This window comes from Pseudomonas sp. TMP9 (assembly GCF_037943105.1).
GTDB lineage: Bacteria > Pseudomonadota > Gammaproteobacteria > Pseudomonadales > Pseudomonadaceae > Aquipseudomonas.
Genome location: NZ_CP149803.1, coordinates 1579701 through 1595880, shown reverse-complemented (window position 1 = coordinate 1595880; position 16180 = coordinate 1579701). Strand labels below are relative to the sequence as shown.

15 protein-coding genes are annotated in these 16180 nt (G+C 57.0%); 11 read left to right on the top strand and 4 right to left on the bottom strand.

Translation table 11 applies throughout. The features are described from left to right. Positions 1-82: 82 nt before the first annotated feature. The 7 genes from phhA to WF513_RS07595 all read left to right on the top strand — a co-directional run bounded on the left by phhA (position 83) and on the right by WF513_RS07595 (position 8581). Positions 83-868, top strand: a complete 786-nt coding sequence (gene phhA, locus WF513_RS07625) for a phenylalanine 4-monooxygenase (RefSeq protein WP_339082960.1) — start codon at positions 83-85, stop codon at positions 866-868. Positions 869-986: 118 nt separating this feature from the next. Next, positions 987-1340 (top strand): 4a-hydroxytetrahydrobiopterin dehydratase, encoded by a 354-nt coding sequence (locus WF513_RS07620; RefSeq protein WP_339082957.1) that lies wholly within the window; start codon positions 987-989, stop codon positions 1338-1340. Then, positions 1337-2533 carry an amino acid aminotransferase gene (locus WF513_RS07615; RefSeq protein ID WP_339082955.1) on the top strand — a complete coding sequence of 399 codons (1197 nt, stop codon included), beginning with the start codon at positions 1337-1339 and terminating at the stop codon, positions 2531-2533. Before WF513_RS07620 ends, WF513_RS07615 begins: the two co-directional genes overlap by 4 nt. 126 nt (positions 2534-2659) lie before the next feature. Beyond that, positions 2660-4015: a DUF2254 domain-containing protein gene (locus WF513_RS07610; protein WP_339082953.1), complete on the top strand. Its 1356-nt coding sequence runs from the start codon at positions 2660-2662 to the stop codon at positions 4013-4015. A gap of 116 nt (positions 4016-4131) precedes the next feature. Continuing rightward, positions 4132-5409, top strand: coding sequence for an MFS transporter (locus tag WF513_RS07605; protein WP_339082951.1), 1278 nt, complete (start codon positions 4132-4134; stop codon positions 5407-5409). A 96-nt stretch (positions 5410-5505) separates the two neighbouring features. After that, a complete protein-coding gene (gene ggpS / locus WF513_RS07600; protein WP_339082948.1) occupies positions 5506-7773 on the top strand; it encodes a glucosylglycerol-phosphate synthase in 2268 nt (755 codons plus the stop codon). A 151-nt stretch (positions 7774-7924) separates the two neighbouring features. Then, a complete protein-coding gene (locus WF513_RS07595) occupies positions 7925-8581 on the top strand; it encodes a DsbA family oxidoreductase (protein WP_339082946.1) in 657 nt (218 codons plus the stop codon). A 181-nt stretch (positions 8582-8762) separates the two neighbouring features. Here the strand turns inward: WF513_RS07595 and WF513_RS07590 are convergent, their stop codons facing one another. Next, complete coding sequence (locus tag WF513_RS07590) at positions 8763-8930, bottom strand: hypothetical protein (RefSeq protein WP_339082945.1); 168 nt, start codon at positions 8928-8930, stop codon at positions 8763-8765. Positions 8931-9090: 160 nt separating this feature from the next. On the opposite strand from WF513_RS07590, the gene WF513_RS07585 reads away from it, so the two are divergent. After that, a complete protein-coding gene (locus WF513_RS07585) occupies positions 9091-9366 on the top strand; it encodes a hypothetical protein (RefSeq protein WP_339082943.1) in 276 nt (91 codons plus the stop codon). Positions 9367-9475: 109 nt separating this feature from the next. Here WF513_RS07585 and WF513_RS07580 read toward each other — a convergent pair whose 3' ends face one another. Together WF513_RS07580 and arfB are read right to left on the bottom strand one after the other, a co-directional pair. Continuing rightward, a complete protein-coding gene (locus WF513_RS07580) occupies positions 9476-9895 on the bottom strand; it encodes a VOC family protein (RefSeq protein WP_339082941.1) in 420 nt (139 codons plus the stop codon). Between the two features lie 177 nt (positions 9896-10072). Continuing rightward, positions 10073-10486 (bottom strand): alternative ribosome rescue aminoacyl-tRNA hydrolase ArfB, encoded by a 414-nt coding sequence (gene arfB / locus WF513_RS07575; RefSeq protein ID WP_339082939.1) that lies wholly within the window; start codon positions 10484-10486, stop codon positions 10073-10075. A 286-nt stretch (positions 10487-10772) separates the two neighbouring features. On the opposite strand from arfB, the gene WF513_RS07570 reads away from it, so the two are divergent. From WF513_RS07570 to WF513_RS07560, 3 genes are all read left to right on the top strand, one after another. Beyond that, positions 10773-10886 (top strand): co-regulatory protein PtrA N-terminal domain-containing protein, encoded by a 114-nt coding sequence (locus tag WF513_RS07570; protein ID WP_339082937.1) that lies wholly within the window; start codon positions 10773-10775, stop codon positions 10884-10886. A gap of 680 nt (positions 10887-11566) precedes the next feature. Next, entirely contained in the window at positions 11567-13204 is a 1638-nt protein-coding gene (locus WF513_RS07565; RefSeq protein WP_339082935.1) for a methyl-accepting chemotaxis protein, read from the top strand. Positions 13205-13441: 237 nt separating this feature from the next. Then, positions 13442-14506 carry a metal-dependent hydrolase gene (locus WF513_RS07560; protein WP_339082933.1) on the top strand — a complete coding sequence of 355 codons (1065 nt, stop codon included), beginning with the start codon at positions 13442-13444 and terminating at the stop codon, positions 14504-14506. A 105-nt stretch (positions 14507-14611) separates the two neighbouring features. On the opposite strand, the gene WF513_RS07555 is transcribed toward WF513_RS07560, so the two are convergent. Then, positions 14612-16072: a sodium-dependent transporter gene (locus WF513_RS07555; protein ID WP_339082931.1), complete on the bottom strand. Its 1461-nt coding sequence runs from the start codon at positions 16070-16072 to the stop codon at positions 14612-14614. Positions 16073-16180 lie beyond the last annotated feature (108 nt).

Genomic DNA, 16180 nt, shown 5'->3' with positions numbered 1-16180 from the left:
CAGCATCAACAGGGGCTGCACCCCGGCCACTATCGGCGTATTCCTGGCTCATACAACAACAAAGCCCCAGCAGGAAGCACTGATGACGCGCACGCACTACGTAGCTCGCGAACCAAATAACAGCGGCTTTATTGATTACCCAGAGGTTGAGCATCAGGTCTGGAACACCCTGATCACTCGCCAGCTGAAGATAATCGAAGACCGCGCCTGCCAAGAATACCTAGACGGCATCGAGCAACTCGACCTGCCCCATGAGCGCATTCCGCAGCTCGGTGAGATCAATCAGGTGCTGCACGCCAGCACCGGCTGGCAGGTCGCGCGAGTACCGGCGCTGATTCCGTTTCAGACCTTCTTCGAGTTGCTCGCTAACAGACAATTCCCGGTGGCAACTTTTATCCGCACCCCTGAGGAGTTGGACTACCTGCAAGAGCCAGATATTTTTCACGAGATTTTTGGCCATTGCCCACTTCTCACTAATCCCTGGTTTGCCGAATTCACTCACGCTTACGGCAAGCTTGGCTTAGCCGCGAGCAAGGAAGAGCGCGTTTACCTGGCGCGGCTGTACTGGCTAACCATCGAATTTGGCTTGGTCGATACCTGCCAAGGCCGTCGCATTTACGGTGGCGGTATTCTGTCCTCACTGAGAGAAAGCCAATATTGCTTGTCCAATGAACCGCAGCAGATGATTTTTGACCCAATCGAGGCGATGCGCACCCCGTATCGCATCGATATTCTGCAACCGGTGTACTACGTCCTACCGGACCTCAAGCGCCTGTTCGAGTTGGCCCATGAAGACATCATGGGCATGGTGCAACACGCCATGCGCTTGGGCCTGCATAAACCGAAGTTTGCACCGAAAGTCGCCTAACCACTTAGCGACACAGGTAGGGTGGGCTGAGCGCAGCGATACCGAACATTTTTCGATTGATGGGTATCGCGAGACTCCACCCACCCTAAGGCTCATCCTTAATTTCTGGAGAAATCTAATGTCCCTTGCCCAAGCCCAATGCGAAGCCTGCAGCGCCGATGCGCCGAAAGTCACCGATGACGAACTGGCCGAGCTGAGCCGCGAAATCCCCGAGTGGAATATCGAAGTGCGTGACGACCACAAGGAGTTGGAGCGGGTTTACCTGTTCAAAAACTTCCGGCATGCCCTAGCCTTTACCAATGCAGTCGGCGCTATTGCCGAAGAAGTCGACCACCACCCGGCGCTGGTCACCGAATGGGGCAAAGTCACCGTAACCTGGTGGAGCCACGAGGTGCGCGGCTTGCACCGTAATGACTTCATCATGGCGGCACGTACCGATGCGCTAAACGCCAGCGCCGAAGGCCGTAAGTGAATCATTTTCAAGCGGTAAGTCGAGTGCCCGGCGACCCGATTTTGGGTTTGATGGATGCTTACCGCGCGGACAGCAACCCAGCTAAGTTCGACCTAGGCGTGGGCGTGTATAAAGATGCCCAAGGCCTTACGTCCATTCCCCGCGCGGTCAAATTGGCTGAACAGCAGCTGCTTGAGAACGAAACCAGCAAAAGCTATATCGGCGGCCATGGCGACCCGCTGTTCGACAGCGTGCTCTGCCAGCTGGTGCTGGGTGTGGACAACCCGCTGCTGGCCGAGCGGGCGGCCGCCACCCAAACGCCTGGCGGCACAGGGGCCTTACGTCTGTGTGCAGACTTTATCGCCCACTGTTTGCCGGGGCGCGGTATCTGGCTAAGTGACCCAACATGGCCAATCCACGAAAGCATTTTTGCCGCCGCTGGGCTGCGCGTCAGCCATTACCCTTACGTCGGCGCCGACAACCAGCTGAATGTCGACGCCATGCTCGCCGCGCTCAGTCATGTACCCAAGGGTGATGTGGTGTTGCTCCATGCCTGCTGCCATAACCCCACCGGCTTTGACTTGAGCGCGCACGACTGGCAACGGGTATTGGCGGCGGTCAAGGCGCGCGATTTGCTGCCCTTAATCGACTTCGCCTACCAAGGCTTTGGCGATGGCCTGGAACAAGACGCCTTTGCTGTGCGCTTGTTTGCCGCTGAGTTGCCGGAACTGCTGATTACCAGCTCCTGCTCAAAGAATTTCGGCCTGTACCGTGAGCGCACGGGCGCACTGATTGTTTGCGCAGCAACGGCGGGAAAACTGCAAGATGTGCGCAGCCAGTTGGCGTTTATTGCGCGCAACTTATGGTCCACCCCACCGGCTCATGGGGCGGCAGTGGTGGCCACCATTCTGGCTGACGACGAGCTGCGGGGGCTGTGGGTCAATGAGCTGGAAGGCATGCGTAAACGGGTGGCCAGCCTGCGCGGCGGTCTAGTTGAAGCCTTAGCGGCCTTTGGTTTAAGCCAGCGTTTTGCCCATATCGACCAACAGCGCGGCATGTTCTCCTACACCGGCCTCTCACCCATGCAGGTACAGCGTCTGCGCGATGAATACAGCGTGTATATGCTCAGCAGCGGCCGGGCCAACATGGCCGGTTTGGAGGCCAGCCGCTTGAAGCAACTGGCCAGCGCGATTGCTCAGGTCTGCGCAACCTGACTGGGCTGAACGGGATCAACCGAGTAAACCCGCCGCAAACCGCGCCGCTTGAGCTCAACGTTCAAGTGGCCGCTTGCCGGCGCAGCTTTGCTATAGTCAGGCCACACCCCTCGCGTCGAGACGCCTGTGTCCCGTTTGTCCAATACCGTGTTTCGTTTATACCAGCGTACCTTGCACAGCTTGGCGCTGTATCCAACCCTGATTGCCTTAGGTTTTTTTGCGCTGTGCTTGCTGGTCATGCACATTGAATATCAGCCTTGGATGATGTCGCTCAAGCGCAGTGTTGATGTGGGCTTGGTGCGCAATGCCGAAAACGCCCGACTGATTCTCAGCACCCTAGTTGGCGGCATTCTGACCTTGACGGTGTTCAGCTTCTCCATGGTGATGGTGGTGCTCAATAACGCGGCGGCTGCCCTCTCGCCACGGGTGGTACCCGGCCTGATCAGTGACAAAGGCCATCAGAAAACCCTTGGCTTTTACCTCGGCACCATTCTTTATTCGCTGCTGCTGATCACCAGCATTGAACAAGCTAATTCAACCTTTGTCCCCAGCCTGGGTGTGCTGCTTGCGCTGGCCATGGGCATCGCGTGCCTTGGCCTATTTGTGCATTTTATTCACTCGATTTCCCGCTCGATTCAGGTCGAATACATCCTCAACAACCTGTATCAAACCACCTTGGAAAAACTCGCGGCCCGCGAGGCCAAACTGTCCTGCATCGACATCCTGCCCAGCTGGCCAGACGATGAGCGCTGGGAGCAGGTGTGCGCTCGGCATAACGGCTATTTCAAGGAACTGAACACCAACGCTATCAACACCATCTTGTGTGAGCACGACCTGCATATGACGGTGATGATCCACCGCGGTTTTTTTGTCATGAGCGGTCGGCCGTTGTTCAAGCTAAACCGCACAGTAGACGCGGACATAGCCAGCAGCCTGCTCGATTGCTTTGACTTTTTTATCGAAGAATACGCCCACGCTCACTACCTATTCGGCTGCACGCAAATCTCCGAAATCGCGGTCAAGGCCCTCAGCCCTGGCATCAACGACCCCGGTACGGCGATAACAGCCATCGACATGCTCAGCGTGCTGTTCAGTAAACGCTTGTCCCTGCCGGACCTCGATTTCGCTCCGCTAGACGATGAGCCCCCACGCTTATTCCATCACGAACTCTCGCTGGATGAATTACTGCAACTGGTGTTTGGCCCTATTCGCAACTACGGCAGCGATGATGCCAGTGTGTTGTTTGGGCTGTTACAGGCGTTCAAAAATCTGCTTTACCACCCGCTGCGGCCGCAGCAGAAAACAGATGTGCTCAGGCATGTAAGCAGCGTGCAAGAAACAGCGGATCACTGCCTGCATAACAGCCGGGACCGCGAAGCGATCAACCAATTGATTGCGCGTATTAACCAAACCAGCGAGCTCAAACAGCCTATTGCCTTGCTCGCAATACCCCGCCAAACCGCCACTCAGAAAATTAATTAGCACGCTTATCAATCGATATATAGTGTTTATAAACAATAAGTTAATGGCGGTACTTAATGCTTTATCGACCGCCTGCGATTTGCCTTATGGGGCTGTTTTGCTTAGGGTAGGTTCCTATGCGGACCTTACTTGCCCCTATTAGCTCGTTGCTAGGAGGGGTTGCACTCTTACTCCTCGGCAACGGCCTGCTTAACACCTTACTGACTCTGCGTGGCGTTGCCGAAGGCTACTCCACCTCAATGCTCGGGCTGATTATGTCCGGGTACTTCGTCGGTTTTCTCCTTGGCACCTGGCTAGCGATTCCGCTGGTTCGCCGCGTTGGGCACATCCGCGCGTTTGCCTTTTGCGCCGCCCTTGCCGCCATTACTGCACTGCTGCATGTGCTGATCGTCGATCCTTGGGTTTGGTTGGGTTTGCGTGTGCTGTATGGCTTGGCGCTGGTCAGTTTGTACATGGTGATCGAGAGCTGGCTTAACGCGCAGGTGCCAAATGAAAAGCGTGGCCAAGTGTTTGCCGTGTACATGGCGGTTAACCTTGGCGCCTTGGCTGCCGCGCAGCAACTGCTCAACTTGGCCGCTCCTACAGATTTCGTATTGTTTGTACTCGCCGCCATGCTGATCAGCGCAGCCCTAATGCCCATCACCCTGACTCGTCAGGTGCAGCCCAGCGTGCCGGATACCCTGCACACAAACCTGCGTCAGATTGCCGGTATTGCCCCGCTGGCAATTGCCGCCGCCGGGTTGTCAGGCCTTGCGCTGGGCGCGTTCTGGGGCATGGCCCCGGTGTACGCCTCTCTCAGCGGTTTTGATGCCACCGGTGTGGGCCTGTTAATGAGCAGCAGCATCCTCGGCGGGGCTCTCTTGCAATGGCCCATTGGTATTTACTCCGACAAACATGACCGCCGCTTGGTCCTGCTTTGGGTGGTAGCGCTGGCGGTGCTGGTGGCGCTGCTGATGAGTTTGTTACCGGCTGGCCCCTTGCTGCTTGGATCGATATTCGTTTGGGGCGGCCTGGCCTTTGCCATCTACCCGATCGCCGTGGCGCAGCTAATCGACCAGTTGCACAGCGATGAAATTCTCGCCGGTTCCAGCAGCTTGCTGATGGTTAACGGTATTGGCTCAGTCTGCGGCCCGCTGATCGCCGGTGTGCTGATGGACCATCTCGGCGCACAGGCGCTGCCCCTGTACTTCGCCGCGGTCCTTACCGTACTGGCCGCCTACACCTTTTACCGGCTGCGCCATGTCAGCGACTTGGTCAGCGCGCCAGCAGGGCACTTTATGCCCATGCTGCGCACCAGCCACACTGTTTTTGAACTGCTGCCTGAAGCACCGGCAATAGATGAGCCCACCGCTCACCAAGATCCGCAACACCCGGCGCAGCAGACGCCGGGATAAAAAGAGGCGAGCGCGTTACTGCGAAATCGCACCTATAGCTCGTCGGCTTTTGTCGGCGCGTCACTGCACCCAATTAACTGGACAGGAAGACAGCGCATGTTACTTGCCACCGATCTCGATGGAACTTTTCTCGGCGGCGATCCCAAGGATCGTTTAAGCCTTTACCAAACCATCGCCGCTCACCCGGAAATCCGCTTAGCGTATGTCACGGGACGCAGCTTGGAGTCGGTGTTGCCACTGCTGGCCGACCCGACCCTGCCACAACCAGATTTCATCATCTCTGACGTCGGCGCCAGCTTGGTGCATGGCGACACCTTGCAGCCGATCCAACCGCTGCAAAGCGCCGTCGACGCGCTGTGGCCCGGCGACAGCCAAGTGGCCAGCGCCATCGAACGCTTTGCCCTCGAACGCCAAGACGTGCCGCAAGTGCGCCGCTGTTCCTACTTTTGCAGCCCTGAACAAGCCGCCAACCCGGAACTGCTCACAATTGCCGAGAGTCTGGGCTGCGACCTGCTCTACTCCGCCGAACGCTACTTGGATTTTTTGCCCAAAGGCGTCAACAAGGGCAGCAGCCTGCAAGCGTTGATCGACTGGCTGGAACTGGACCACGACCAAGTGCTCACCGCCGGCGACACCTTAAATGACCTGAGCATGCTCAGTGGCCAGTTCAAAGGTGTGTGCGTAGGCGCTTCCGAAGAAGGCCTGCTGCAAGCCACCCGACAATTCTCGCGGGTTTTCCACGCTGAACGTGCTGGTTGCGGCGGCATTCTTGAGGCCTTTGTGCATTTCGGCTTTCTCGGTAAACAAGGTATTGCGGCCGAAGGCAAGCAAGTCGCCGAACCGGGCAAAGCCGATTTGGTAATGGTTTACCACCGCCTGCCATATGAAGAATTTCGTGGTAAGGACGGTAAATTGCAACGCCGTCGCCCCACCTCGCCCAACGGCATTATCCCCACCCTGCTGAGCTTTTTTGGCGACGGCCGAGCGGGCTCCTGGGTGGCTTGGGCCGAGCATGATGAATACAGCGGCGAAACCTTCGAGAGCCACACCACCGTCGATGCCGAACGCTACCCCAAGCTGACGGCTGCGCGTGTGGCGCTAAGCAAAGAAGAAGTCGACATTTTTTATAAACGTTTCTCCAAGGAAGCCTTCTGGCCGACCCTGCATACCTTCTGGGAGCGGGCCAATTTCCGTGAAGGCGACTGGCAGGTATTCCTCAAGGTCAACCGTGCCTTTGCCGAACGCACGGCCCTAGAGGCCGCAGAAGGTGCGACCGTCTGGCTGCATGACTACAACCTGTGGATGGTTCCAGGCTACTTGCGCGAGCTGCGCCCGGACCTGCGCATCGCCTTCTTCCACCACACCTATTTCCCCTCGGCCGATGTGTTCAACGTGCTGCCGTGGCGCAAGCAAATCATCGGCAGCTTGCTGCAATGCGATTACATCGGCTTTCACATCCCCCGTCAGGTGGAGAACTTTGTTGATGCCGCGCGCGGCGTAATGCCGCTGCAAACCGTCAGCCGCCAGAACTGCGCACCACGCTTTATCACCTATGGCTGCGCCGTGGGCTTGGAGCGCATGACCACTGCTGTGGACACCGGCACGCGAGTGGTCAAGCTTGGTGCGCATCCGGTGGGGTTGGATATCAACCGCGTCAGCAGCGCGCTGGAATCGCCGAAAATCAAAGACATGATGGAGCGTCTGCGCGCCGAGCTTGGTAGCGTCAAACTGATCCTCTCGGTAGAGCGCCTCGACTACACCAAAGGCATTCTGGAAAAGCTCAACGCATACGAGCGTTTACTGGAAGAAAACCCCGAACTGCTGGGCAAAGTCACCCTGGTCACGGTCTGCGTACCGGCGGCCAAGGAAATGACTATTTATGACGAGCTGCAAGGGCAAATCGAACAAGCCGTAGGCCGCATCAATGGCCGCTTTGCCCGTATTGGCTGGACGCCCCTGCAGTTCTTCTTCCGCAGCCTGCCATTTGAAGAAGTAAGCGCTTGGTACGCCATGGCCGATGTGATGTGGATTACCCCGCTGCGCGATGGCTTGAATTTGGTGGCCAAAGAATTTGTCGCCGCACAAGGCTTGCTGGGCGGGCGCGGCGTGTTGGTGCTGTCCGAGTTTGCCGGCGCTGCCGCTGAACTTAAAGGCGCATTATTAACCAACCCACATGACCCGGTAGACATGGTGCAAACCTGCTATGTCGCGCTGAACATGCCCAAAGTCGAGGCCCAAGACCGCTTGCGCGAGCTGTTTGATATCGTCAGCTACAACGATATTCGCCGCTGGGGCGATGAGTTTCTCGCCGCCGTCAGTGACCCGGAAGAAAAACTCGACCGCGCATTGGGTCTGGTGGTCTGAACCAAGCCTGCACCACAACAGCCCGACCGTTTGGTCGGGCTGTTGCATTAAGCGTTAACACATCCGCACATCCATGTTGCAATTGATCCTCCATGGCACGCCAAACCACGCAAACTACTCAACTCATTGAAAGCAGAAGAAGGAGCCGATAATGACCATCCCAAGTTCAACAAAACTGCACATCGACATTGTTTCTGATGTGGTTTGCCCGTGGTGCATTGTCGGTTACCGGCAGCTGGAAAAGGCGCTGCAAGCCAGCGGCACCGACTATGAGCTGCATTGGCAGCCGTTTGAGCTGAACCCCGACATGGCGCCCGAGGGGCAAAACCTACGCGAACACCTGAGCGAGAAATATGGGGCTACCAAGGAGCAGTCGCACGAGAATCGTCTGCGCATAACACAGGCCGGCGCAGAGCTTGGCTTCGAATTCAGCTTTGCCGACGACATGCGCATGCACAATACCTTCAACGTCCACCAGCTTCTGCATTGGGCCAATCAGCAGGGCCGCATGCACGACTTGAAGCAGGCCCTTTTCGTCGCGCACTTCACCCATCGCCGCAACCTGTCGGACCATAACGTGCTGGCAGATGTGGCTGCTGAAATCGGCCTAGAGCGTGCCGAGGCGCTGGCCGTTCTTGAAGACCAACGCTTCTCCAGCGAAGTGCGCGCCGCTGAAAGATCGTGGATTAGCCAAGGCATCAGTGGCGTCCCAGCGGTGATCTTTAACCACCGCCACCTTGTCACAGGCGCGCAGGGAGTCGAAAACTACACACGCATTTTGCAGGAGTTGGCAGCGGCGCAAGACTGAGCAGAAAATTCATCGACCAGTTCAAGAGTACCCAAAGCTTTACCCGCTCCAAGCGCACGCCGGGTAAGGCGACATTGGCCAAAACGATTGCGGTGGCGTTCGGCACAGTTTTGTTAAGTAAACCGCCCTTCTTGAACACTACCAGCACCAGCACCAGCAAGGCCATCGCCACCGTCAGTAATCAGGCCAGCCACCACACACTGCGCCATTCCACTTGCGGGGCATAAAGGGGCAAATGGAGGCTGTTGATAAACACGCCATAGCGGGTGCCGCTGGATACTAGGCCCATGGCCAAACCACGGTATTGGTAGGCGACTACACAGGCATTGAGGCTGCTGCATGAGCGCATCAAGTTGACTGTTGTCAGCGATACACTTGCAGCAACCTTCGGCACTGCCTTCCCCCGAGCATGAACGGGGCGAGCATCTGATCCGCTTTTTATCCAAAATCTGAGTCTGTTATCCATACAACTGCACTCGCCTCGCCTGAATAAGACCGACGAGGCCCTAATGAGCGAACGTATTCCCGCGCAGAGTATCGAGACCGTTGACCCGCGCAAGGCTATCTGCGTGACGCCTTGCAAAGCTGGCGGGCCGATTCATACCCACAGTGTTAACGGCCGCTTTCTCAATCTGCGTTTGTGCTGCGTAGGTTTGCTGTTGCTGATTTTCTTCGGCACGCCACCCTCTAACTGGACTGGGATTAGCGCCAGACGAATTCGGGCGCGTTATCGCCTACGTCTGCCCCGCCGCAGTGCAGGCTGTTTGCAGCGGATCGCGCATTGAGTTTGGTGGTTTGAACCAAGCCTTTACTGACTAAAAGCCCGGCGCAAGGCCGGGCTGATGGGTATTTAAGTTGTAGCTGGCTGTAATCTTCGCGCCATTGGGTAAGCCGTTAGCCCATTTGCGCATCAATGTTGCAGATGATCCGCCATGTCACGCCAAAGCGATCCGTCAACACGGCTGAACTTGTAGCCCAAAAAGTCGGCTGCAGCGGCATCTCAACGGTGCCTTGCGCTGATAACGCTGCAAACAGACGCTCAGCCTCCGGGACGTTTTCCACCTGTAAAGAAATAGCGCACCCCTTGATGCCTGCGTAAGGCGTGCCCGGCACCGTGTCGCACGCCATCAGCATCTGATCACCGCGGGTGAGGCAGCCATGAATAATCCGCTGGTGATAGTGCTCCGGCACATTCGGTGCCTCAGGGCTGTCGCCGAAGCGCATCAAGTCGACGCTGCCATTTAGGCACTCGGCATAGAACTTAAACGCTGCTTCGCACTGACCGTCGAAGGTCAAATAGGCATGAATTTTCATCTGCTGGCTCCTTAGCGTTAACTGTCGTTAGGCATACATAAGCCTGGCCATAACACGGCAAGCCTATAGAGCAGACCGCGCAGCGCTGGTGACGTTCGCCAAACACCCAGCCAGACGGCATTTGCACTGCTGGCGGCTCAGCTTGTTTGGGTCAATCGTAAAGGTGCAGTCCACGTGTTAGAAATCCACTTTGCCCCTGCCCGCCTTGATCGCTCCACGTTTAGTTTTACCTTCAAGGCGGCGCTTTTTTGAGCCCATGGTCGGCTTGGTTGGGCGGCGGGCTTTCTCGGTTTTGCCGGCATTGCGAATCAGCTCAGCCAAGCGCGCCAACGCATCCGCTCGGTTTTGCTCCTGAGTGCGGTATTGCTGAGCCTTGATGATCACTACCCCTTCGGCGGTAATACGGCTGTCACGCAGCGCCAACAAGCGCTCTTTGTAGAACAGCGGTAAAGAGGATGCTTGGCTGTCAAAACGCAAGTGCATGGCGCTGGAGACTTTGTTGACGTTTTGCCCACCCGCGCCCTGAGCACGAATGGCAGTCAATTCGACTTCGTCATCGGCAAGGTGAACGCTGTTGGTTATGACCAGCATGGGCAGGCTTCAATACAGGAAAGGGTGCGCAGGATAACGCGAACGCTTACTGCATTGCCTACACGGCGTAATCGCGTGGTGATGCCCAGGCGTGGCGCATCAGACTCAGCCGCACCAATCAGCGCCTTTGCCAAGCGCAAAAACGCGACGGCGATCAGCGCAACCTTACACATTTGTAATCGCCTAGCTTGAGCTTGCTGTCAGGGGGCGTTGGTTAATGTGGTCCCAAGCCAAGCGCTTGACCGCTGATACCAGTGGCCCACTGAACTTAAGAGGATTACCCACCATGAAATCGATCAAAACCCTGCTTGTACCGGCTGCCCTAAGTGGTGCCAACGTGACCATGGCCGAAGGCGGCGCAGACCTTACGTACCTTCGCCCGCATGGAGCAAGCCCGTGAAATGTCGATGCACGCGTACCAAGCGATCCAGCGGCAAGCCGATATCGCCACAGCCATCAGTCACGCCGAACACAGCAATAGCGTTAAGTACTAATCACCAAGCGTGTGATTAGCGCAGAAAGTTGAGAAACAGCCGCTTTACCCGAGCGACTGCAGAGCTCGTCATAACGCTATCTGCAGCCTTTGCCTGCCAAGTTACCCCCGGCTTGCCTAGCCCTTGGGCCTCAGTCGCGCCTCAGACCGAATATATTTACCCCAAAAGCCTGCTCGCTAAACCCGCCAAACTTAAGTCGCCCCTTGCCACGTAAAGAGCAAAGAGATGCAACTCAGCTTGTACAGCACTGCTCTCATCTTCTCTCTTCAAGCGGCTTGTACAACTCTGCAGGCAACCTTGTACAACTCGCATGCAAGCTCCGCGTTCAAATCTAGCGCCTTCAGCCGGTCTCTCAACCTACCTTCCCTGCTCAGAAATCCCTTGTTTTTCTGCCACTGCAGCCACATCACGAACTTAGCTGCTTCGCTCCGCCGGCTATCGATAGAATTTATCAATTCATAACTATAAATTGTACAAATCATTGTCTATGTATAAGATTTGTCCAAGAGATAAATTGCTAATTAGCGAAATCCCTTCTTATCCGCATCAAGCAGTCGCAGCCCCCAGGGGCAAGAGAGTTAATTTTATGCAATCACAAATGAGCATTGCCCAACGTTTGAGCCTTGGTTTCGGGCTTATTTTGTCGCTGATGATCGTGATTACACTTATCGGGGTGCAGCGCGTCGGCTTCATTGATGCGACCCTGGCCTCAGTAAGTGAAGGCGCTTCGCTTAAACAGCGCTATGCCATCAATTTTCGCGGCAGCGTACATGACCGTGCCATTGCCATTCGCGATGCGGTGCTGGTGGATAACAACCAAGACCTCGAGCGGCAGCTGCAGGAAATCCGGCGCCTCGATGCCCTGTATCAGGACTCTGCCCAATCAATGAATCAACTACTTCGCGAGCAGGCGCCCTCGGCCGATGAGCAGCGCATGTTGAGTGATATTCAGACGATTGAGCGCAGCACCCTAGTTCTAACCGAACAATTAATCAGCCTGCGCCGCCAAGGTGACACAGCCGCAGCCAGCAAGATTCTGCTGGAGCAAGCGGCGCCGGCTTACGCTGGATGGCTAAAAAGTATTAATGCCTTTATCGATTTTGAGGAAGCCAATGTCAGTGATGATATTGGCGCCGTTCGTGAAGCGGCTAATGGCTTTCGCTTGCTGATTTTGCTGGTGACTGCGGCGGCAGTGCTGTTGAGCGTTGGTGTGTCGGTGTTGATCATCAATAAGCTCAAATCCACCTTGGGTGCTGAACCCTACGAAGTGGCCCACGCGATTCAGCGCTTGGCCGATGGCGACTTAAACCAGCGCATCCAGACTCGCTACCCAGCCAGCGTTATGGCTGATCTGCAGAACATGATTAAGCGTTTGGCTGAAACCATCACTCAAGTGCGCAGCGCCGCCGGCGAACTGACCTTGGCCTCCGAGCAATTGCTGACCACCTCTGACAGCAACAACCAACAAATCCGCTTGCAGTCCAGCGAAGCTGAGCAAATGGCCACTGCCATTAACCAGATGGCTGCCACCGTTAATGAAGTGGCCAGTTATGCTGCCAGCGCAGCCTCTGCCACCCGTAATGCTGACAGCGAAGTGGCGGCGGGTAATCAGGTGGTCAGCGCTACCGCTACTGCCATCCAAAACTTGGCGCGCACCCTGGAAAGCGCCGCTGAGAGCGTGCAGCAAGTGTCCACCGACAGCGAAAGCATCGAGAAAATTATCGAGGTCATCACCTCCATCGCTGACCAAACCAACCTACTGGCACTGAACGCCGCCATTGAGGCCGCGCGTGCTGGCGAGCATGGCCGCGGTTTTGCGGTGGTGGCTGACGAAGTGCGCTCTCTGGCCACCCGCACCAAGGATTCCACCCGGGAAATTCGCGGCATGATCGGCAAACTGCAAGAAGGCGCTGGCAAAGCAGCCGATGTGATGTGTAACAGTCGCCAGCTGGCTCAGCAAACCGTGGAGCAAACCGGCCAAGCAGAACATGCGCTAAATAAGATTCGCAGTGAAGTCACCGCCATCAACGAAATGAACGCGCAAATCGCCAGCGCCGCAGAGGAGCAAAGCGCGGTGGCTGAAGAGGTCAACCAGAACATCAACCGCATTCACGATGCCACCTTAGAAACTTCGGCCGGCTCCGAGCAAGTGGCTGCTTCCAGCCGTAAGCTTGCGACCTTAGCTAATCGTCTGACTGACAAAGTGAGCTTCTTCAAACTTTAAGGCTGGGGTTTTCTGAGCAATCAGGCCAAGCGTGTTGGCCTGATTGCAGGAAGCTTGCGGCGTCTAGGTGAATGCTAGAAGCGGCGAAGAGGCCGGCTTACTGGTTGCCAGACTTTCCACTGAACGCGACTCGCAGGCCCTGTGGGCTCACAGCTGAAACCTTTTCTTCAACATTAGCCGCAGCCAAAACCAAGTCAGTCGGCTAATTTAGCCCCCTGTTTACTCTAGAGATCGGTCATGGATTCAATCACCCAAGCGCTGCTCGGCGCGAGCATTCAAGGCGCCTTACTCGGCCGTTGGCAGGGGCGCAAGGCGCTGCTGTATGGCGCTATGCTCGGCACCTTGCCGGATCTGGATGTGATCATCGATTACGGCGACGCCGTGGCTGACATGACCTACCACCGGGGGTTTAGCCATTCGTTATTCTTTCTCAGCGGGCTCGCAGTCCTGCTGACCTGGCTAACCCAGCGTTTTAGACACAACCCTGGTTACTCATCACAACGGTTATTTATCACCCTGTGGTTGGTGCTGATTACCCATCCGCTGCTCGACAGCTTCACCAGTTACGGCACCCAATTATTCTGGCCACTGATGCCGACCCCCACGGCGTGGTCGAGTATTTTTATCATTGACCTGCTGTACACCGTGCCGCTGTGTATCGCGGCGGCGTTGGGGCTGATGTTTGGTTTGCGCGACAAAACCGCTAAGGCCTCGGTATTTGCGCTGCTGGTTTCATCGCTGTACTTGGCATCGACCTTGGCCGGCAAATACATGGCCGAACAACGGGTCGAGGCCGAACTAGCGCGTCAGGGTATCCAAGCGCAGCAGCTGTTTAGCACGCCGACACCCTTTAACAGTTTGTTATGGCGGGTGATCGTCTTGGACGGCGAGGACTATCACGAAGCGCTGGTCAGCTGGTTCGATGATGCGCCGCCACAATTAGAGCGCATCCCCCGTGGCACCCATTTGGCGGCAGCCTTGGCCGGCTCGGCGGCGCATGCGCGCTTGGCGTGGTTCACCGATGGCGTATTGCGTTACGACCAGCTGGGCGAGCAACTGGTGGTCACCGATATACGCTTGGGCATGACCGGCTTTCACCCGTTCCGCTTCGACTTCGCCTCCCTGGAAAGTGACCAATGGCAGATACATGACGACATTCAGCGCCTGCCCACTGAACGCGGTGATTTCTCCCGATTGCAATTATTGTGGGCGCGCACCTGGCAGCCGGATGTGCAAATCCCGCTGCTGGCGTGGGCCGACGAACTGCGTAGAACGCCAATAACCAGCAGTTACGGCCAGTAGCAGCCTTTAACTGCTGAGCGCCGCCACGGTTAAACCGCACCCAGTAAAAAGGGCGCACGCGTGCCACGCCTGCGCCCTTCTCTATTGCGGCGGCGTATTGCTGGTTTAGCGCCCCGCCAGAGCCGGTACGACCCGTGGTCGTAGCACTTCCCCAAGCACCGCCAGCAGGCCGATGGCACCGGCGATCCAGTACCACTGCGCAACCGGGTCAACCATCAGCCAGCCTAGGGCGTGCAGGAACACCACCATGATCAGCACCGGGCACACATAGCGCACCATAAACAACCACAGCGCGTAGCCCAGCGGCGGCAAGCCCAGCTCATCGCGCATGATCTCGCTGCGCAGTGCGTAGCCGGCTAGCAGCACCATAAAGATCCCGCCCAGCGGCATCATCCAGCGCGAAGTCAGGTAATCCAGCCAATCAAAGAAGTTCTTGCCCATGGGCGTCCAGCCCGCCATCAGGTTGAACGAGAGCATCGCCAGCAGGCTGATCACCAGCAGTACTGCTCCCGATGCGGCGGCGGCTTTAAAGCGGCTGACGCCGTACTTCTCATTCAGGTAGGCCACCGTCGCTTCGATCATGGAAATCGCCGAGGTCAGCGCGGCAACCGAGACCATGGCGAAGAACAACACGCCAAAGGCGGTGCCAAATGGCATCTGTTGGAAGGCCAGCGGCAGGCTCATAAAAATCAGCCCAGGGCCTGCGCTCGGGCTCAAGCCGTTGGCAAAGATGATGGGGAAGATCGCCAGCCCCGCCAGCAGCGCCACGCAGGTGTCGCAGATCGCCACCACAAAGGTGGTGCGCGCAACCGATTGGCCATCCGGCAGATAGGAGCCGTACGTGAGAATCGCCCCGGAGGCCAAGCTTAGGGTGAAGAAGGCATGGCCCAGAGCAGCCAGCAGCGCTTCGCCGGTGATTTTCGAGGCATCAAAGCTAAACAGAAAATCGAAACCCGCACTAAAGCCGCCACTGGTAAAGGCATAGCCCACCAGCACCAAGAGCATCACGGCTAGGCCCGGCATCATCCAGCGCACCGCGTTCTCGATACCCTTTTGCACGCCTTTAGCGACGATCCACAGGGTCAGCAACGCCACCAATACGCTCCAGCCGCCGAGCTGCCAGGGGTTGGCGTTATGCGCTGCAAACACCCCTGCGAGCGCATCGACACTGGTCGCGGCGAGCGAGCCGTCGAGCATTTTCACCGTGTAGGCAAACGCCCAACCGGCCACCACCACGTAGAAGCACAAAATCATAAAGCCGGCGAGCATGGCCATGCCGCCCACGGCCTTCCACAGCTGGCTGCCACCACTTTCCTTAACCACTCGGCTGATCGCATCAATCGGGCTGCCACGACCGCGGCGGCCAATGGCAATCTCGGTCATCATCACCGGGATGCCGATGGCCAAGATGCAGGCCAGATACATCAACACAAACGCACCACCGCCGTATTCGCCGGTGATGTAAGGAAACTTCCAGATATTGCCCAAGCCCACAGCGGAGCCGGTTGCAGCGAGGATAAAGCCCCAGCGCGAGAGCCAGAGGTTTTTCGGTTTTTCACGGGGCATGCGTCACCTGCTTGTTTTTATCTGTGACGAAATAGAACCCACAGCGCTTGTGGCGCGGCGGAGCGATGGCTTTTATAAAGCCGGATTCGCCAGAGCCCAGCGGCCGCT